We start from the raw sequence: 19,607 nt of genomic DNA, 5'->3' as shown, positions 1-19,607 counted from the left end.
CATGGGGGAGACCGACATGCCTGACGAGCGATCCGGCACGGGACCGACCGACGCAGAAGCGACCGGCGCGGGACTGACCGGACTCAAGCGCGACCTGCTGCGCCGGATCCTCTCCGGCGACGCCGCGCCCGATCCCGTCGAGGGGCTGCGCCGCCGGCCCCGGGAGGGCCGGATCCCGGCCTCCGCGGCGCAGCGGCGGCTCTGGTTCATCGACCACCTGAACGAGTCCAGCACCTCCTACAACGTGCCGTTCGCGCTGCGGATCTCCGGCCCGCTGCGGGAGGACGCCCTGTGGTGGGCCTTCGACGAGCTCCTGGCCCGGCACGAGGCCCTGCGGACCACCTTCGGCTTCACCGGCGAGGAGCTGTTCCAGGAGATCGCGCCGTCCGTGCGGGTGGCCCGCGACCGCCACGACCTGCGGGGGCTGCCGGAGGCGGAGCGCGGGCGCGCGGCCGAGGAGCTGATCGCCGAGGAGGCCCGGCGGCCGTTCCGGCTGGACGGCGAGCCGCTGCTGCGGGTGGTGCTGATCCGGGTGCGGGACGAGCTCAGCCACGTCCTGGTCAACCTCCACCACATCGTCACCGACGGCTGGTCCGAGGGCATCCTGTTCCAGGAGCTGGGCGTGCTCTACTCGGCCCGGGTGCGGGGTGTGGAGCCCGACCTGGCGCCGCCCGGGCTCCAGTACGCGGACTACACCGGCTGGGAGGCCGAACCCGAGGTCCGGGACCTGTACGAGCAGCAGCTCGGCTACTGGCGCGAGCGGCTCAAGGACGTCCCCGCCGGGGCCGCCCTGCCGACGGACCGGCCGCGCCCGGTCGAGCCGAGCATGCGCGGGGCCTCGGTGCCGGTCGCGGTGCCGGCCGACCTCCAGGCCGTCCTGCGGCGCTGGGACGGCGGCGACCGGGCCTCGCTGTTCACCGGCGCGGTCGCGGTGCTGGCCCAACTGCTGCACCGCTACGGCGGCGAGGACACCGTGGTGATCGGCGTGCCGGTGGCCAACCGGGCCCGGCGCGAGCTGGAGCCGGTGGTCGGGTTCTTCTCCAACACCGTCGCCCTGCGGGTCGACCTCGCCGACCGGCCCACCCAGGCCGAGCTGCTGGACCGGGTCCGGACCGTCTCGGTGGAGGCGCTGTCCCACCAGAACGTCCCGTTCAACCAGGTCGTGGAGGCGCTCGGGATCCAGCGTGCCCCGGGCACCAATCCGGTCTTCCAGGTCATGTGCTCGGTCAACCAGGCCACCGCGCCGCCGGTGCTGGCGGACTGCGGGGTCGAGCTGGTGGACCTGGACAACGACACCGCCAAGTTCGACCTGGAGCTGGTCGTCACGTACGACCGGGACCGGGTCGACTGCCGCTTCGAGTACGCCACCGACCTGTTCGACCGGGCGACCGTGGAGCAGTTGGCCGGTCACTTCCAGCTGCTGCTGGCCGCGTTCCTGGAGCGGCCGCGGTCCCGTACCGGGGACCTCGCCCTGGGCGGCGACGGCGCCGGTGGGACGCCGGCGGACGGGGTGGTGCTCACCGACCGGTACGGGCAGCCGTGCCCGGTCGGCGTGTTCGGCGCCGTGACGGTGGCCGGCGTGCCGGACGGCCGTACCGCCCGGCGGCTGCGCGACGGCACCCTGGAGTACCGGGACGAGCCCTCCGCCGCCGCCCCGGCGTCGGCGCCGGCCCCCGCGACGGAGGCGCCGCGGACCGGCACCGAGCGGCGGCTGGCCGCGATCTGGAGCCAGGTGCTCGACGCCGGGACACCCGGCCGGGAGCAGGACTTCTTCCGTACCGGCGGCGACTCGCTGCTGGCCACCAAGGTGGTGGCCCGGGTGCGCCGGGCCTGGGGCATCAAGCTGTCGGTCCGCCAGATGCTGCGCTCCCCCACCCTGGGCGCGCTGGCCGCCGAGATCGACCGGCTGGTCGCCGAACGGGGCGCGGAACCGGCGCCCCAGCCGTCCGGGCCGGCTCCGGTGGCGCGTCCGGCGACGCTGCCGCTGTCGCTCGCCCAGCGCGGCATCTGGTTCAACAACCAGGTCGAGGGCCAGAGTTCCTACTACCACATGCCCTTGGCGCTGCGGCTGACCGGTCCGCTGGACCGGGCGGCGCTGCACGCGGCGCTCGGTGACGTACTCGCCCGGCACGAGAGCCTGCGCACGGTGTTCCCGGTCCGCGACGGCGAGCCGTGCCAGCTGGTCCGGGCGCCGTTCGAGCCCGCGCTGCCGGTGCTCCCGGTCGAGGCCGGGGGCCTCGACGCGGCGCTGCGCACGGCCGCGGCCCGGCCCTTCGACCTGAGCGGCGAACCGCCGGTGCGGGCCTGCCTGTTCGAGGTCGGCGCCGAGGACCACCTGCTGCTGATCGTGATCCACCACATCGCCTGCGACGGCCTCTCCTGGCAGCCGCTGTGCGAGGACCTGTCGACGGCCTACGCCGCCCGGAAGGCCGGGGCCGCGCCGCGCTGGGAGCCGCTGCCGCTGCAGTACCCGGACCACGCCCTGTGGCAGCACGACGCGCTGGGCAGCGCGACGGACCCCGACAGCGGGCTGGCCCGGCAGCTCGCGCACTGGACCGGGCGCCTGGCCGGGCTGCCCGAGGAACTGCCGCTGCCGACCGACCGGGTGCGCCAGGCGACCGCCGACTACCGGGGCGACACCGTCCCGCTGGCCGTCCCGGCCGCGCTGCACCGGGCGATCGGCGAGCTGGCCGGCTCCGCCGGGGCCAGCGTCCACATGGTGGTGCAGGCGGCGCTGGCCGCCCTGTTGACCCGGATGGGCGCGGGCGTGGACATCCCGCTGGGCACGGCGGTCGCGGGCCGCTCGGAGGAGTCCCTGGAGCGGCTGGTCGGCTGCTTCATCAACACCGTCGTGCTGCGCACCGACACCTCGGGCGACCCGAGCTTCGCGGCGCTGCTGGAGCGGGTGCGGGAGACCGACCTGGCCGCCTACGCGAACCAGGACGTCCCCTTCGACCTGCTGGTGTCCGCCCTGAACCCGGCCCGCCAGCCGGGCCGCAACCCGCTGTTCCAGGTCCTGCTGTCGGTCGCGGGCCGGCCCGAGGCCAGCCCGGAGCTGGCCGGGCTCCGGGTGGAGCCGGTGCTGTTCGAACTGCCGGTCTCCCCCTTCGACCTGGACTTCTCGCTGGTCGAGCAGCAGGGCGCGGACGGCGGCCCGGCCGGTCTGCTGGGGCACGTCACCTACAACACGGCGCTGTTCGACCGGCGGACCGTCGCCGCGCTGGCCGAGCGGTTCACCACCCTGCTGGCGTCCGCCGTCGCCGGGCCGGCCCGGCCGCTGTCCGAGCTGGAGCTGCTCCCGGCGGCCGAGCGCCGACGGATCCTGACGGACTGGAACAGCACCGGCGCCCGGGTCCCCGCGGTGACGCTGCCGGCGCTCTTCGAGGCCGCCGCCGCCCGGGCCCCGCAGGCACCGGCGCTGGAGTACGGCGACACCCGGCTGACGTACCGGGAGCTCGGCGCCCGGGCCAACCGGCTGGCCCGGCTGCTGATCGGGCGCGGGATCGGCCCGGAGCAGTTCGTCGCCGTGGCGCTGCCGCGCGGCGTCGAGCTGGTGGTGGCGGTGCTCGCGGTGGCCAAGGCCGGGGCGGCGTTCATCCCGGTCGACCCGGGCTACCCGGCCGAGCGGATCGCGTTCATGCTGGCGGACGCCGGTCCGGCCCTGGTGGTCACCACCGCGGACTCCGGGCTGCCGGAGACCGGGACGGCCCGGCTGGTGCTGGACGACGCCGCCACCGCGGAGCTGCTGGCCCGGCAGTCGGACGGCGATCCCACCGACGCCGACCGGACGGCCCCGCTCGACCCGCTCAGCCCCGCGTACGCGATCTACACCTCGGGCTCGACGGGGGTCCCCAAGGGCGCCGTGATGCCGCACACCGGTCTGCTCGCGCTGAGCGACCAGATGGCCGAGCGGCTGCGGATCGACCACGGCTCCCGGGTGCTCCAGGTGTCCACGCCGAGCTTCGACGCCTGGGTGCTGGAGCTGCTGATGGCCTTCCCGGTCGGGGCGGCCCTGGTGGTGGCCCCGCCGGGCCCGCTGGCCGGCGAGGAGCTGGCGGACTTCCTGCGCGGGCGGCGGATCACCCACGCCTTCCTCGCCCCGACCCGGCTGGCCACCGTGCCCCCGGTCGAACTGCCCGCGCTGGTCGGCCTGGCCAGCGGCAGCGAGGTGCTGCCCGGGGACCTGGTGGGCCGCTGGTCGCCCGGGCGCCGGATGATCAACATCTACGGGGCCACCGAGTCCACCGTCATCTCCACCACCACCGGCCCGCTCTCCGGCGACGGCGTGCCGACGCTCGGCGGGCCGAACCTGGACGCCCAGGTGTACGTGCTGGACGAGGCGCTGCGGCCGGTGCCGCCGGGCGTCCCCGGGCAGGCCTACCTGGCCGGCACCGGGCTGGCCCGCGGCTACCTGCACCGCCCCGTCCTGACCGCCGACCGCTTCGTGCCCTGCCCGTTCGGGGCGCCGGGCGAGCGGATGTACCGGACCGGGGACGTGGTGCGCTGGACGCCGGACGGCGAGCTGATGTTCGTCGGCCGGGCCGACGACCAGGTGAAGCTGCGCGGCCTGCGGATCGAGCTGGGCGAGGTCGAGTCGGCGGTCGGCTCGCACCCCGCGGTGGCGCACGCCGTCGCCGTGGTGAGCGGCTCGGCGACGGGCGACCGGCTGGTCGCGTACGCCGTGCCGATGGCCGGAACGGCGGTGGACGGCCCCGCGCTGCGCGAGCACGCCGCCCGCACCCTGCCCGACTTCATGGTGCCCTCGGCCGTGGTGGTGCTGGACGCCTTCCCGCTGCTGCCCAACGGCAAGGTCGACCGCGGTGCGCTGCCGGCCGCGCCGGAGCCCGAGGAGGAGTACACGGCGCCGCGCACGCCCGTCGAGGAGACGCTCGCCGGGATCTGGCAGGACATCCTCGGGGTCGAGCGGATCGGCGTGCACACGGACTTCTTCCGGCTCGGCGGGCACTCCCTGATGGCCACCCAGATCCTGAGCCGGATCCGCTCCTCGCTGGGGGTCGCGGTCCCGCTGGTGCGCTTCTTCGAGCACTCGACGATCGCCGAACTGGCCGCCGAGGTGGACCGGACCGGGCGGGCGGGCGCGGCGGAGCCGGCGGTGGTGCGACGCCGTCGGACCGTGCTGACCGACACCGCCCGGCCGGAGTGACCGGGCGGGCTCCGGAAACGACCGGACCGGCCCGCGGCGGGAGCTGCGGGCCGGTCCGTCGGTGTCGCGTCCGGGCGGGGGTCGTGCGGGGCGTGCGGGCTGTGCGGGGGCCGTGCGGGCGCTCAGATCCCCAGGCGCTGCTTGACCTCGGCGAAGAACGGGATGTGCCGGTAGTCCTTGGCCTGCGGGTCGTAGTCGGTGTAGCGGTTGGTGAACTCCAGCAGCCCGGCGCGGACCCGCTCCAGCGGCTCGGTGCGGATCCGCCGCTCGATCGCCCGGATCTCGCCCAGGAAGGCGGCCAGCACCGCCGGCAGCTCAGGGGCCAGCTCGATCAGGCCGTCGCGCAGCCGGATTCCCCGGTGCTCCGTCAGGTAGCTGAACAGCAGCTGGGAGGCGACCGCGTCGTAGTTGGGGCGCGGGATGCCCTCCACCGCGTAGCGCAGCAGTCGCTCGGCCAGGATGTACTCGTAGGCGGCGCGGGCCTGCTGCTCGGGCAGCTGCGCGTCGTCGAGGCAGACCAGCATGGCCGAGACGTCCACCCGGAGCTCCTCCAGCCCGGCCAGCGGCTTGAGCTTCTTGGCGTCCAGGAACTCCGGGATCGGCAGGTCGCCCTGCCGGTGGTGGTACTCGTGCAGCCGGACCCACCAGGAGGAGGCGGCCTCGACGACGTCGTCGGGGGCGCCCTGGATCCGCGGGAAGCTGCCCGGTGCCATCACGGCGTCGATCATCTTCCGGGTGATCCGGTTGTGGCGCTCGACGAACTTGTCGATGAAGTAGAAGATCAGGTCGTCCGGGTCCTGCCGGCCGTCGAGGTGGTTCTCCGGGAACAGGGCGACGACCACCCGGGACTCGAAGCCCTCCGACTTCGCGAGCAGGTTGACCGGCCGGGTGTTGCTGGCGTACCGGACGGCCAGGTGCGGGTCGGTCGGCAGGGTCCGGTACGCCAGGTAGTCGAGCGAGAGCTTCGGGAAGTACGAGGCGTCGAAGAACGAGAAGACGTGGTTGTCGCGCTCCTCGTTGATGTGCGCCTTGGTCGCAAGGAGCCGGGAGCCGTCCGGGCTCTCCCGCAGGTCGGCCAGGAAGGCCTGGACGATCGGCTGGCGGCTCAGCTCGGTGCTGCCCGCCAGTTCCTTGGCCAGCCGCTCCAGGAACACCGGGTCCCTCGGGTCCGCGACCGGCTGCAACCGGCGGCGCAGGGCGTTCACTTCGGCGATCACCGGCGCTACGGGGTCCACGACTGGTTCTCCTCTCCGCGCGGCCGGTCAGCCGGCCGGTGTGACGGTCAGGTGCGGGAACTCCGAGGTGGTGAGCATGACCCGGGCGCGCTGGACGGCGTTGAAGCCGGTGTCGTACCCCAGCCCGGTGAGGATCTCCCGGCCGGTGCGGCGGCCGTCCGCGGCCTCCTGGATCGCCTTGACCTCGGGCCAGGCGATCCAGGAGGCCACCTCGGAGGCGTTCGGGTCGGGGTGGTAGCCGCCGTCCCGGTCCAGGACGTGGCGGTGGCGCACGGCCTTCGGGCGGTCGAGCACGCCGTCCAGGAACATCCGGTTGCGGTCGGCGTCCGAGACCCTGGTGCCCGTGCCGGCGCGGTCGGGGCGCAGGTAGAACCAGAGCATCGGCGAGTTGTCCAGGTGCAGCAGGTTGACCAGCTGCCAGCGCGCCAGGTCGTCCAACCGCTCGTACGGGGCCAGCAGTTCGGGGTCGGTGAGCTCCATGGTCCAGAGGAACCGCCGGCGCATCTTGTCGAAGCCGTTGACCTTCGGGGCCTCCAGCAGCAGGCCGCACTCGCGGGCCAGCCCGGCCAGCGAGTCGACGTCGTAGGAGGTCTCGCAGGGGTTCATCCAGCGGTCCGCCCAGGCGGGTTCGGGGCTGCGCCGGGTGTCCTCCAGGTGCTTCGTCATGGTGCTCTCGACCTGGAGCGAGCCGGCCAGGCTCCGGGCCAGGGCGTACCGCTCGCGGTGGCCGTGCTCGGCCTCGGGGGCCAGGATCCGCAGGGCCGCCTGGAAGGACTCGGCCTCCCGGCGGTGGAAGCGGTTGTAGACCATGAGTTCGAGCACGCCGTCGTCCCGCACCGCCGCGGACAGCCGCTCCAGGCAGCGCCGCGGCTCCGGGTTGTGGTGGATCACCCCGGTGCAGACGACCAGGTCGAACTCCCGGTCGTACCCGGCCTGGGTGATGCCCTGCCGCACCAGCCGCAGGTTGGTCACCCCGAGCTGCTCGGCGTTCTGCCGGCAGATGGCGAGCGACTCCGCGGAGACGTCGGTGCCGAGCACCTCGGCCGCGGGGAACTGGAGCGCCGTGATCAGCGCCTGGTTGGTCCCGCAGCCGGCGACCCAGATCCGGCGGACCGGCCCGAGGTCGGCCCGGCCGGTCTCCTGGCGGATCAGGGCGGCGTGGAAGTCCGGGTCGCTCATCCGGTCGAGGTGGACCGGCTTCCACGGGTAGGGGAACGTCCCGTAGAACTCGGAGACGGTGTTCTCGTGCCCGATCAGCCCGTGCGGCGTCGACACTTGTGCTACTCCCATTCGCTCAGGGTTGCGGTGCGGATCGGCGGCCGATCAGATCAGGGTCACCGAGCGGTCGAGCAGGGACAGCGCTCCGATGCCCACCCGCAGGCCGTCGTTGGCGTGGGTCAGGCTCGCCGACCGGAGGTCGCGGAAGTGCCGCTCCAGCGGGATCGGGGCGTCCTGGAGGTAGCCCAGCCGCAGTCCACCCAGCTGCACCATGTTGTCGACCGCCCGGAAGGCCAGGTCGGAGGTGGCCACCTTGAGGGCGTTGAGCTGGAGTTGGGTCCGCGGGTGGGCCAGCGAGCGGCCCTCGGCCCGGGCCAGGTCGACCTCCTCGCGGACCCGGGTGAGGTAGGCGCTGGCGAGTTCGAGGTCCACCCGGATCCGGGCGAGCCGCTCGTGGAAGAGGTCGGAGGCGCCGTCGGCCCGGCCGGACTTCCAGAGGAAGCGCACCAGTTCGCTCAGCGCACCGCGGGCGGCACCCAGCCAGCAGGCGGCCCAGGCGAGGTGCGAGACCGGGATCATGCTCTCCCGCGCCACGTCGGCGAAGCGGCCGGAGCCGCCGATGACGTTCCGGGCCGGGGCGCTGCCCTTGATGACCATCCCGACGCTCTCGGTGGCCCGCATGCCGAGCGCGTTCCACTCGCCGGTGGTCACCAGTTCCAGGTCGGCGCGGTCGGCGTAGACCAGCGAGACCTCGTGCTCCGAGGCCTCCGCGCCGGCCCGCATGCTGATCAGGTAGCCGTCCGCGTGCGCGCCGCCGGTCACCACCGGGGCGATCCGGTCGATGCCGACCCGGTCGCCGTCGGGGACCAGCGGGCTGTGGGCGGTGAACAGGCTCGCACCCCGGCCCTGTTCGCTGGTGACGGAGGCGACGAAGAGCTCCTCCGCGCCGATCCGGGTGAGCAGGTCGGCCTTGAGCTCCGCGCTGCCGTACCGGACCACCGCGTCGACGTGCGACACGTGCATCGCCCAGATCTGGGCGGTGGACAGGCAGGCGCCGGCCAGTTCCTGCGCGACCTCGGTCCACAGCCGGGTGGAGGCGCCGGAGCCGCCGTACTCCTCCGGGACGGTCAGGCTGAGCAGCCGGTGCTCGCGCAGGGTCTCCAGCGACGCGGCCGGGAAGGCCGCGAGCCGGTCGGACTCGGCGGCCTGTTCACGCAGGACCGGCAGGATCCCGGCCACGATCTCGGCCGCGGTCGCCGACATCAGCCGTCCTTCCGAACCGGGTGGCCCGCCTGCGCGAGGGTTTCGGAAACCTCGGCCCAGAGCGTCGCGGGTGTCGCGAAGATCTGGAAGTTGAGCAACTCGAAGGCGAACTCGACGTCGTACTCACGCTCCAGCTGCATCATCAGCTGGACGATTCCGATGGAGGTCAGACCGGCTCCCGAGAGATCGAGATCCGGAACCAGTTCGACGCCACCGGAAATCCCGGGGACGACCTTCAGGAGGACTTTCTCGAAACGGTCGTCCCATGGCCTGCTCACGGTGCTGCCCCTCCCGCTGTACGGAAAACCATCGCTGCTACTGGTGAATTCGGCCGAATTCGGCCGCGCGATTCAGGACGCGTCGGCCGACGACTCCGACATGGATTTCAGGAGGTCTCGCCGGCCATTGCCCGGCGCAGGCTGAGCGGACGCATGTCGGTCCAGACCTCGGCGATGTGGTCGAGGCATTCCTGCTTCGTCCCGGTGAACCCGGGCGCGGTCCAACCGGCCGGCGGAGTGCCGTCCGCAGGCCAAACCGAGTACTGCTCCTCGTGGTTGACGACGACCTGGTAGGACCGGAGGTCCTCGTCGCTCTGCTCGCTCACGTGTCCCTCTTTCCGATCAAGGCCTGCCCCCGCACACCCGTCGACACGTATTTCCGCCCGGGTTCCTCATCGGCCGATCGAACGGCCGGGCAATCCGGCGACAGCGGGGCCCATCGCCTCGCGGCGGCCATAAGTCCGGTTCCGGGCAGGGGCTTCGATGCCAATGATCCTCTCCGCGTCCCACCCCGCTGTCAATGGTCGGAAGAGAAGTAGGGACGCCCGGACCGGGCCCCGCCCGGGCCAATATCCATACCCACCCCAACCGGGACAGACCTGAACTATTCCCACCCGCCGCTCCAACTCCCGTGGCACACCCGGAAAACGGCTGTTGACAGGAGCATCGCCAACGCTAAGATCGACTTGGATCGACTTAGTGACTGCCGTCTGCGCACCGGAAGACCATATCGACGCCGCCCCCCACCTCGCGGCCGATAAATGGGATGAAGAAAGGTCACGGCGCTTTGAGCAGCAATGAAAGCCCCAGCCCGGAGACGCTCGAGCCGGACGTCTTTCCGGCAGCCAAGGCGCAGGAGCAGCTGTACTTCGTGCAGCAGGTCATCGGCGACTCCCCCGCCTACCACGTCCCGGTCGTCTTCGCCCTGACCGGCCGGCTCGACCCGGCGGCCCTGGAGCGCGCGGTGCGCCGGGTGGCCCTGAGGCACGAGGCGCTGCGGACCCACTTCACCCTCGGCGACGACGGACTCCGGCAGGTGGTCACCGACCGCCCCGCCGACTGGCGGATCGTCGACTGCGCGTCCGAGGGCGAACTGGCCGCCCTGCTGCGGTCGGAGACCGACCGGCCGTTCGACCTGGAAGCGCCCCCGCTGTTCCGTGCCGCCCTGCTGCGGCGCGACGAGCGGACCGCCCTGCTGGTGCTGACGATGCATCACATCGTGTGCGACGGATGGTCCCTGGGCATCGTGGTCGACGAACTGTTCCGCCACTACGGCGCGTTCGCGGCCGGGCTGGACCTCGACCTGCCGGAACCCGAGTTCCAGTACGGCGACTACGCCGACTGGCAGCGCGCCTGGCTGCGCAGCCCCGCCGCCGAGAAGCACCTCGACTTCTGGTCCCGGACCCTCGGCGGAGAGCTGCCGGTCCTGGAACTGCCCGGGGACCGGCCGGCCGGCGCCCCGGCCCCGGGCCTCGGCGGCGGCCTGCTCACCTTCCCGCTGGAACCCGAACTGCTGGACGGCCTGCACGCGTTGGCCACCACGGCCCGCAGCACGCTGTTCACCGTACTGCTCGCCGCGTACCAGGTCCTGCTCAGCCGGTACACCGGGGTCGAGGACGTCATCGTCGGCAGCCCGGTGGCCAACCGCAGCCGGATCGAGTTCGAGCGGACGGTCGGCTTCTTCGTCAACATGGTGGCGATCCGCACCGACCTCGGCCCGGCCGTTCCCGGGACGGCCGGGGCGGGAACGGGCGGGCCGAGCTTCCGCGAACTGCTGACCCGGGTGCGCACCGCCGCGTTACAGGCCCAGGACCACCACGAGCTCCCCTTCGAGTCGGTCGTCCAGCTGGTCAACCCGCGCCGCGACCCCGGCCACGACCCGGTCTTCCAGGCCCTGTTCATGCTGGACGACACCACGACCGAGCCGCCCGCGGCCGAGGGGCTGGAGATCGTCCCGGTGCCGGTCCACTCCGACACCGCCAAGTTCCAGCTCTCCCTCCAGGTGAACGAGCACGACGACCGGCCGGGCTTCGAACTCGAGTACCGCACCGACCGGTTCACACCCGAGTGGGCGCAGCGCTTCGCCGGGCACTACGCCCGGCTGCTGCGACTGGTGGTCGAGCAGCCCGACCGCCCGCTGGACGAGCTGTTCGACCTCCCGGCGGCGGAGCGCGCCCCGGCCCGGGCGGACGGCCCCGGCCGGGCCCCGGAGGATGCCGCGGGCCACGCCTCGGCGGACGGTCGGGGCGACAGCTGGGACGACGGCTGGGACGACGGCTGGGACGACGAGGACGACACCCCGTACGTGGCGCCGCGCGACGAGGACGAGCGGATCCTGGCCGAGGTCTGGCAGCAGGCGCTCGGCCGCAGCGACATCGGCATCGACCACAACTACTTCGAGGTCGGCGGCGACTCGATCCTCAGCATCCAGATCCTCTCCCGGGCCCGCCGGCACGGCCTGCGGTTCGAACTGCGCGACCTCCTGGTCGCCCAGACGATCCGCGAGCTGACCCCGCTGGTGACCCGCACCGCCCCCGAGGCCGAAGCGGCCCTGGAGCCCTTCGACCTGCTGACGGCCGCCGACCGGGCACAGCTGCCGGACGGCCTGGCGGACGCCTATCCGCTCACCTCGCTCCAGGCCGGCATGCTGTACCACAGCGAGCTGGACGCCGTGCACCGCGCCTACCACGACGTCGCCGGCTACCACCTGCGCGGCCCGTACTCGCCGCCGGCCTGGCGCTCCGCCGTCGCCGCCCTGCTGGAGCGGCACGAGCTGCTGCGCACCTCCTTCGCCCTGCGCGACCTCAGCGAACCGGTCCAGCTGGTGCACCACCAGGTCACCGAGCCGCCGGTCACCTTCGAGGACCTCGGGGCGGTGCCCGCCGACGAGCAGCCGGAGGCGCTGCGCCGCCACTACGCGTGGGAGCGCGAGCACCCCTTCGACTGGGAGCGCCCGCCGCTCATCCGCTTCCACGTGCAGCGCCGCTCGGCCGACACCTTCCAGCTCTGGGTGGTCGAGCACCACGCGATCCTGGACGGCTGGAGCGGGCGGCAACTGCTGACCGAACTCCTGGAGCTCTACCTCCAGGCCCTCGGGCGGAGCACCCGGGAGCTCCCCCCGCCGCCGCTCGCCCGGTTCCGCTCACTGGTCGCCCTGGAGCGCGAAGCCGTCGCCGACCCCGCCCAACGCGCTTTCTGGCGTGAGCAGTTGGACGGGATGACGGCGCTGCGGCTGCCGCGCACGGCCCCCGCCGGCGGGGTGCCGGACCTGGTGATGACCGAGTACGAGCTGCCCGAGCAGCTCTCCGCGGACCTGCTGCGGACGGCCGCCGACCTCGGCGTCCCGGTCCGGATCGCGCTGCTGGCCGCGCACCTGCGGGTGCTGGCGCTGCTCGGCGGCACCGATGACGTGGTCTCGGGCGCGGTCTACAACGGCCGGATCGCCGAGGAGGACGGGGAGCGGGTGGTCGGCCTGTTCCTGAACACCCTGCCGGTGCGGGCCCGGATCACCGACCGCACCACCTGGGCCTCGCTGGTCGCCGACGTCGCCGCGACCGATCTCGCGCTCCAGCCGCACCGCCGCCTCCCGCTCGCCACCGTCCAGCAGGACGCCGGCAGCGGGCCGCTGTTCGAGACCTTCTTCAACTACACCCACTTCCACGCGCCCGACGAGGGCACCGCCGGGGAACTGGAGATCCTCGACGAATTCGGCGTGGTGCCGACCAACTTCCCGTTCGGCGTGGAGTTCATGCGCGACGCCCGGACCGGGCGGATCGGCCTCGGACTGCGGTACGACGCGGCGCAGTTCGGCACCGAGGAGATCGACCGCTGGGCCGGCTACCACCTGGCCGCGCTGCGCTCGCTGGCCGGGGAGCCCGGTGCGGGCATCGGCCGGACGGAGCTGCCGGCCCCCGCCGAACTGGCGCTGCTCGACCACTGGAACGACACCGCGACCACGTACCACCGGCCGCACCTGCTGCACGTCCTGGTCGAGGAGCAGGCCCGGCTGACCCCGGACCGGATCGCGGTGGTCTTCGAGGGCGACACGCTCTCCTACCGGGAGCTGGACCGCCGGGCCGGCGCCCTGGCCCACCGGCTGGTGGACCGCGGGGTGAAGCCCGGTGACCGGGTCGGGGTGTGCCTGGAGCGCTCGACCGAGCTGGTGGTCGCGCTGCTGGCCGTCCTCAAGGCGGGCGCCGCCTACGTGCCGATCGACCCGGAGCACCCGGTCGCCCGGATCGGCACGATGGTGGCGGAGGCGGCACCGGCCCTGGTGCTGACCACGACCGCGCTCGCCGAGCGGGTGGAGCCGTCCGGCGCGGCCGTCGAGGCGGTGGATGCCCGAACCGTCGGGACCGGGACGCCCGCCGGCGGCCCCCGGGTGGCGGTGGACCCGGACGCCCCGGCCTACCTGATCTTCACCTCCGGCTCCACCGGCGTCCCCAAGGGCGTCGTGGTCTCGCACCGGGCGATCTGCAACCGACTGCTGTGGATGCAGGAGGAGTTCGGCCTCACCGAGGCGGACCGGGTGCTGCAGAAGACCCCGTACACCTTCGACGTCTCCGTCTGGGAGTTCTTCTGGCCGCTGATCCAGGGCGCCCGGCTGGTGGTCGCCGCCCCCGGCGCCCACCGGGAGCCGGAGGAGCTGGCGCAGCTGATCCGTGAGCAGGCGGTGACCACCGTCCACTTCGTGCCCTCGATGCTCCGGGTCTTCCTGGACCACGCGGACCCGGCGGACTGCGCGAGCCTGCGCCTGGTGGTGTGCAGCGGCGAGGCCCTGCCCGCCGACCTGCGGGACGCCCACCACGAGCGCCTCGACGCGGAACTGGTCAACCTCTACGGCCCGACCGAGGCCGCCGTGGACGTCACCTGCTGGCGCTGCCGCCCCGGCGACGGCCCGACGGTGCCGATCGGGCACCCGATCGCGAACATCCGGATCCACCTGCTGGACGCCCGGCTGAACCGGGTGCCGGTCGGCGTGACCGGCGAGCTGTACATCGGCGGCGTCGGCCTGGCCGACGGCTACCACGGCCGACCGGACCTCACCGCCGAGCGCTTCGTCGAGCACACCTGGCCGGACGGCGGCACCGAACGCCTCTACCGCACCGGCGACCTCGCCCGCCGCCGCCCCGACGGCGCGATCGAGTACCTGGGGCGGGCCGACCAGCAGGTGAAGGTCCGCGGCATGCGGATCGAACTGGGCGAGATCGAGGCCGCGCTGACCCGCCACCCGGACGTCCGCGAGGCGGCCGTGGTCCTGCACGGGCACCGGCTGGCGGCGTACGTGGCGGCCCCGGAGGCCGTCACCGGCGACGCCCTGGCCGAGTACCTCGGCGACACCCTGCCCGAGTACATGCTGCCGAGCGTCTGGACGCGGCTGGAACGGCTGCCGCTGGCCTCCAACGGCAAGGTGGACCGCAAGCTCCTGCCGGAGCCCGGGCCGGCCGCCCTGGCCGGGGAGCGGACCCCCGCGCCGCCGGTCACCGACGTCCAGCGCCGGCTGGTCCGGGTCTGGGAGGAGACCCTCGGGGTCAGTCCGATCGGCATCCACGACAGCTTCTTCGCGCTCGGCGGGCACTCCCTGGTGGCGCTCAACCTGGCCATGCGGATCCGGCGCGAGTTCGGCCGCAAGCTCCCCGTCGCGGAGCTCCTGACGCACAACACCGTCGCCCGGCTGGCCCCGCTGGTGACGGCGCGGGAGTCCGGCGACGAGGACCCGGCCCGGCTGCTGCCGATCCGCCGGGCCGGGGAGGGCGCACCGCTCACCCTGGTCCACCCGGTCGGCGGCGGCGTGTTCTGCTACCTCCCACTGGCCTCCCAGCTGCGACCGGGCCGGCCGGTCTACGGGATCGTCTCGGAGGGCCTGGTCTCCGGCAGCGTGGCCCACCTGTCGGTGGAGCGGATCGCCGAGAGCTACGTCGACCTGCTGGTGGCCAAGCAGCCGAAGGGCCCGTACCACCTGGCCGGCTGGTCCTTCGGCGCGGTGCTGGTCTTCGAGATGGCCTGCCTGCTGCGCCGCCGGGGCGCCGAGGTCGGCTCGCTGAGCATGATCGACGCGGCCTACCCGGGCCAGTTCGACGAGAGCCTGCGCGACGAGGACCTCGCGCTGCTGGTCTTCGTCGACGTGCTGCGGGCCGCCGGGATGGCCGTCCCGGAGCACGACGACGCGGAGTGGGCGGCGGCCCTCGCCGAGTTCCCGACGATCCACCGGAAGCTGCGCTGGCTGGTGAGCCGGCTGCCCACCGCGGCGGACGGCAAGGCCACCGAACTGGAGCAGTGGGAGGCCTACTTCAAGGTCTTCACCACCAACCTCACCGCGCACAACGACTACCGGCCGGGCCGCTACCCGGGCGACGTGGTCTACATCGAGGGCCTGGACGGCGGCGCCATCGGCAGTGCCGGCGCCTGGCGGGCCGCGGTGGACGGCCGGTTCAGCGCGCACACCATCGAGGCCAGCCACTACGACATCCTCCAGCAGCCGCACGTCCGGCAGATGGCCCTGCTGGTGGACCGGGCCCTGGACGGGGCCGTGGACGGGCCCGTGGACGGGGCACCCGACCCGGCTCCGGACGGGACGCCCCGGTGAACGCCGCCGCGGACCGCGTGCGCACCGCCGCCGCGCTGGTGATCCCCGCCCGCTACAACGGACCGGACGGCTCGGCGCACGGCGGCTACGCCTGCGCCCGGATCGTCGCCCTGGCCGACGGCCGGCACGGCCCCGACCCGGCGGTGACCCTGCTGGCCCCGCTGCCGCTGAACGCCCCGCTGGAGTTCCGGCCCGGCGAGCGCCGGTCCGGGCTGTGGCACGGCGCCGAGCTGGTGGCCACCGTCACCCGGGCCCGGGACGGCCTGCCGGTGCCGCCGCCGGTCGGGCTCGCGGCGGCACGCGCCGCCGCCGCCGACTACCTGGGCCGCACCGGCCACCCGTTCCCCCGCTGCTGGGCGTGCGGGCCGGAGCGGTCCGAGGACGGCCTGCGGCTGTCCCCCGGCCCGGTGGCCCCGGGCACGGTGGCCTGCACCTGGACCCCGCGCGGCGCCCCCGGCACGGCCGTACCGGCCGAACAGGTCTGGGGCGCACTCGACTGCCCGGGCGGCTGGGTGACCGACCCGCGCGCCCGCCCGAGGGTGCTCAGCCGGATGACGGCCACGCTCACCGGGCCGGTGCGGGCCGGCCGGGAGTACCAGGTGGTGGCCGCCCGGCACGCGACCCACGGGCGGACGGTGGTCAACCTCACCGCCCTGTACGACGCGGACGGGCAGCCGCTCGCGCGGGCCACCGCGCTGTGGACGGAGGTCTGACCACCCGACGGCCCCACCCCCCGACGACACGCCAGTTGCCCACGAAACCGGGCCCGTGACCGGCACGGTCCGGACCGCCCCGAAGGGACAGTTGATCAGCCAATGGCCACGGTAGACACCGCAGTGGTCCCCACCGGGGGCCTGACGTCCGTGTGCGACCGCTTCGCGTCCGTCGCGCGCGACCGGGCCGGCGCCACCGCCGTCCGGTCCGGCGACACCCGCCTGTCCTACCGGGAGCTCGACACCCGGGCGGAGGCCCTCGCGGCCCGGCTCCGGGCCGTCGGCGTGCGGCGCGGCGACCGGGTCGGGGTGCGCCTCGACCGCTCGGCGGAGCAGGTGACCGCCCTGCTCGGCGTGCTCAAGGCCGGGGCCGCGTACGTCGCGGTCGACCCGCAGGACCCGCCGGCCCGGGCCTCCGCCCTGCTGGCCGACGCCGGCGCCCGGGCGGTGCTGGCCGGTCCGGACCTCGCCCTCACCGTGCTCACCGAGGCCGCCACGAGCGGGGCCTCCGCGAGCGGGCCCGACACGGCCCCCGGCCCCGAGGACACCGCCTACGTCGCGTACACCTCCGGCTCCACCGGCCGCCCCAAGGGCGTCTGCGTCCCGCACCGGGCCGTGCACCGCCTGGTGGTCGGCGGCGACCCGCTGGCCTTCCACCACGAGGACGTCTTCCTGGCCCACGCCCCGATCGCCTTCGACGCCTCCACCCTGGAGGTCTGGGGCGCCCTGCTGAACGGCGCCTGCCTGGTCGTCGCACCGCCCGGACCGCTCGGGCCGGCCGAGTTGACCGAGCTGGTCCGCGCGGCCGGGGTCACCGTCCTGTGGCTGACCGCCGGACTGTTCCACCAGGTGGTCGACGCCGGGCTCCCCCCGCTGCCGGCGCTGCGCTACCTGGTGGCCGGCGGCGACGTCCTCTCCCCCGCCCACGTCGACCGCGCGGCCGCCGCACTGCCGAACGGCGTCGTGGTCAACGGCTACGGGCCGACCGAGAACACCACCTTCACCTGCTGCCACCCGGTGCGCCAACCCCTGGACGGGCGCCCGGTGCCGATCGGACGGCCGATCGGCGGCACCCGGGTGCACGTACTGGACGAGCGGCTGCGGCCGGTGCCCGCGGGCGGGACCGGCACGCTCTTCGCCGCCGGCGCGGGACTGGCCCACGGCTACCTCGGCCGCCCCGACCTGACCGCCGAACGCTTCCTCCCGGACCCGTTCACCGCCGAGCCGGGCGCACGGATGTACGACACCGGCGACCGGGTCCGGCAGGCCCCGGACGGCACCCTCGAGTTCCTCGGCCGGACCGACACCCAGGTCAAGCTCCGCGGCTTCCGGGTCGAACTCGGCGAGGTCGAGGCGGCCGTCAGCGCCCACCCCGACGTCCGCTCCGCCGTGGTGGTGCTCCAACAGCGGGCCGACGGCGACCGCCGGCTCGCCGCCTTCTACCAGGGCGAGGTCGAACTGCTCTCCGCCGAACTGCGGGCCGGCCTCGCCGCCGAACTGCCGCGCCACCTCGTCCCGAGCACCTTCACCTGGCTGGAGACCCTGCCGCTGACCCCCAACGGCAAGGTCGACCGCACCGCCCTGGCGCAGCGCCGCGGCCGCGAGCGCGAGGACGTCGGCAGCGAGCACCGGCCCCCGCGCGGCGCCGCCGAGGAGTGGCTGACCCGGCTGTGGGAGGAGGTCATGGAGATCGACGGGATCGGCGCCGACGACGACTTCTTCGAACTGGGCGGCCACTCGCTGATGGCCACCCGGATCACCAGTGAGATCTCCGCCGAGACGGACCTGCTGATCACCGCCCGGACCTTCTACGAGAACCCGACCGTGGCCGAGCTGGCCCTGCGGGTCGTCGAGGCCGCGGCCGAGGAGGGCGCCGAGCCCGAGGTGATGCGCGAGCACGACGGAGCCGGCCGATGAGGATCACCGCGCAGCCCCACCCGGAGCGGATCGACCCGGACACGGTGGACCTCGGCGACCCGGCCTTCTACGCCGAGGGCGACCCGCACCCGGTCTGGACGGTCATGCGCCGGGAGGCACCGGTGCACCGCCGGACCCTCCCGGACGGCCGGTCCTTCCTCTCGGTGACCCGGCACGCCGACGTCAGCGCCGTCCTGCGCGACCACACCCGGTTCACCTCCCGCCGGGGCACCATGCTGTCGATCCTCGGCGAACGCGACCCGGCGGGCGACAAGATGATGGCCGCCTGCGACCCGCCGGTGCACGGCTCACTGCGCGAGCCGATGGCCCGGGTGCTCTCCTTCGCCCGGCTGCGCCCCCGCCAGGAGGCGATCCGCGGCCTGGTCCGCACCCTGCTCCGACCGCTCGCCGACGGCGGCCCGCTGGACCTCGCGGCGGCCGCCACCGGCTTCCCGATGGCCTTCACCGGTGCCCTGATGGGGCTGCCGGAGCAGGACTGGGAGTACCTGGCCCGGCTCACCACCATGGCCGTCGCCCCGGAGGACGCCGCCTTCCAGCAGGTCGGCGGGGGCGCCAAGCTGGTCCGCGCGCACCACGAGCTGTTCGCGTACTTCGCCGACCAGGCCCGCTCCCGCGGCCCCCGGGACGACCTGGTCGGCTTCCTGCGGAGCATGCCGGTCGGGGACCGCACCATGCGCCGCGAGGAGCTCGTCTACAACTGCTACAGCCTGCTGCTGGGCGCCAACGTCACCACCCCGCACGCGATGGCCGCGACCGTCCTGGCCTTCACCGAGCGCCCGGAGCAGTACCGCCGGATCGGGGACGGCGCCGCCACCGTCGAGGACGCCGTGGAGGAGGGCCTGCGCTGGTCCTCCCCCGCCAACCACTTCATGCGCTACAGCGTGGCCGACACCGAGCTGAGCGGCGTCCCGGTCCGGGCCGGTGAGGCGGTGGTGGCCTGGCTCGGCTCCGCCAACCGGGACGAGCGGGTCTTCGCCGACCCCTTCGCCTTCGACGTGTCCCGCTCCCCCAACCGCCACCTGGCCTTCGGCTTCGGCCCGCACTACTGCATCGGCGCCCCGCTGGCCCGGATCGCGCTGCGGGTCTTCTTCGCGGAAGTGGTGCGGCTCGTCGCGGAGTTCGAGCTCGCCGGCCCGGTCGAACACCTGCGGTCGAACTTCGTCGCCGGGATCAAGAGCCTGCCGGTGACCGCCAAGCTGCGCTGAGCGCACG

At 74.1% G+C, this 19,607-nt stretch carries 10 protein-coding genes; 5 read left to right on the top strand and 5 right to left on the bottom strand.

What is annotated here, in order from left to right:
• The first annotated feature begins 16 nt into the window (after positions 1-16).
• Positions 17-5,164 (top strand): amino acid adenylation domain-containing protein, encoded by a 5,148-nt coding sequence (locus ACZ58X_RS09440; RefSeq protein WP_470333057.1) that lies wholly within the window; start codon positions 17-19, stop codon positions 5,162-5,164.
• 122 nt (positions 5,165-5,286) lie between these two features.
• On the opposite strand, the gene ACZ58X_RS09435 is transcribed toward ACZ58X_RS09440, so the two are convergent.
• From ACZ58X_RS09435 to ACZ58X_RS09415, 5 genes are all read right to left on the bottom strand, one after another.
• Positions 5,287-6,399: a DUF6421 family protein gene (locus tag ACZ58X_RS09435; protein WP_470333056.1), complete on the bottom strand. Its 1,113-nt coding sequence runs from the start codon at positions 6,397-6,399 to the stop codon at positions 5,287-5,289.
• Positions 6,400-6,426: 27 nt separating this feature from the next.
• A complete protein-coding gene (locus ACZ58X_RS09430) occupies positions 6,427-7,689 on the bottom strand; it encodes a class I SAM-dependent methyltransferase (protein WP_470333055.1) in 1,263 nt (420 codons plus the stop codon).
• Positions 7,690-7,722: 33 nt separating this feature from the next.
• Positions 7,723-8,880, bottom strand: coding sequence for an acyl-CoA dehydrogenase family protein (locus ACZ58X_RS09425; RefSeq protein ID WP_470333054.1), 1,158 nt, complete (start codon positions 8,878-8,880; stop codon positions 7,723-7,725).
• Complete coding sequence (locus ACZ58X_RS09420) at positions 8,880-9,158, bottom strand: phosphopantetheine-binding protein (RefSeq protein WP_470333053.1); 279 nt, start codon at positions 9,156-9,158, stop codon at positions 8,880-8,882. The genes ACZ58X_RS09425 and ACZ58X_RS09420 overlap by 1 nt, the downstream gene beginning before the upstream one ends.
• 107 nt (positions 9,159-9,265) lie before the next feature.
• Positions 9,266-9,484 (bottom strand): MbtH family protein, encoded by a 219-nt coding sequence (locus tag ACZ58X_RS09415; RefSeq protein WP_380419462.1) that lies wholly within the window; start codon positions 9,482-9,484, stop codon positions 9,266-9,268.
• A 461-nt stretch (positions 9,485-9,945) separates the two neighbouring features.
• Here ACZ58X_RS09415 and ACZ58X_RS09410 point away from each other — a divergent pair, with 461 nt between their 5' ends.
• The 4 genes from ACZ58X_RS09410 to ACZ58X_RS09395 all read left to right on the top strand — a co-directional run bounded on the left by ACZ58X_RS09410 (position 9,946) and on the right by ACZ58X_RS09395 (position 19,600).
• Complete coding sequence (locus ACZ58X_RS09410; protein ID WP_470333052.1) at positions 9,946-15,744, top strand: amino acid adenylation domain-containing protein; 5,799 nt, start codon at positions 9,946-9,948, stop codon at positions 15,742-15,744.
• Positions 15,741-16,457 (top strand): hypothetical protein, encoded by a 717-nt coding sequence (locus ACZ58X_RS09405; RefSeq protein ID WP_470333051.1) that lies wholly within the window; start codon positions 15,741-15,743, stop codon positions 16,455-16,457. Before ACZ58X_RS09410 ends, ACZ58X_RS09405 begins: the two co-directional genes overlap by 4 nt.
• A 102-nt stretch (positions 16,458-16,559) precedes the next feature.
• Positions 16,560-18,374: a non-ribosomal peptide synthetase gene (locus ACZ58X_RS09400; RefSeq protein ID WP_470333050.1), complete on the top strand. Its 1,815-nt coding sequence runs from the start codon at positions 16,560-16,562 to the stop codon at positions 18,372-18,374.
• On the top strand, positions 18,371-19,600 hold the full coding sequence (locus tag ACZ58X_RS09395; RefSeq protein WP_470333049.1) for a cytochrome P450: 1,230 nt from the start codon (positions 18,371-18,373) through the stop codon (positions 19,598-19,600). The genes ACZ58X_RS09400 and ACZ58X_RS09395 overlap by 4 nt, the downstream gene beginning before the upstream one ends.
• Positions 19,601-19,607 lie beyond the last annotated feature (7 nt).

The sequence above is a fragment of the Kitasatospora sp. NPDC040550 genome, assembly GCF_055594965.1.
Note: the sequence above shows the minus strand (reverse complement) of the source record. Positions and strands in the feature narration are given on the sequence as shown.

Coding starts and splice junctions, on each gene's coding strand:
- ACZ58X_RS09440 (WP_470333057.1), top strand. CDS start 17: ATGCCTGACGAGCGATCCGGCACGGGACCGACCGACGCAGAAGCGACC.
- ACZ58X_RS09430 (WP_470333055.1), bottom strand. CDS start 7,689: ATGGGAGTAGCACAAGTGTCGACGCCGCACGGGCTGATCGGGCACGAG.
- ACZ58X_RS09425 (WP_470333054.1), bottom strand. CDS start 8,880: ATGTCGGCGACCGCGGCCGAGATCGTGGCCGGGATCCTGCCGGTCCTG.
- ACZ58X_RS09400 (WP_470333050.1), top strand. CDS start 16,560: ATGGCCACGGTAGACACCGCAGTGGTCCCCACCGGGGGCCTGACGTCC.
- ACZ58X_RS09395 (WP_470333049.1), top strand. CDS start 18,371: ATGAGGATCACCGCGCAGCCCCACCCGGAGCGGATCGACCCGGACACG.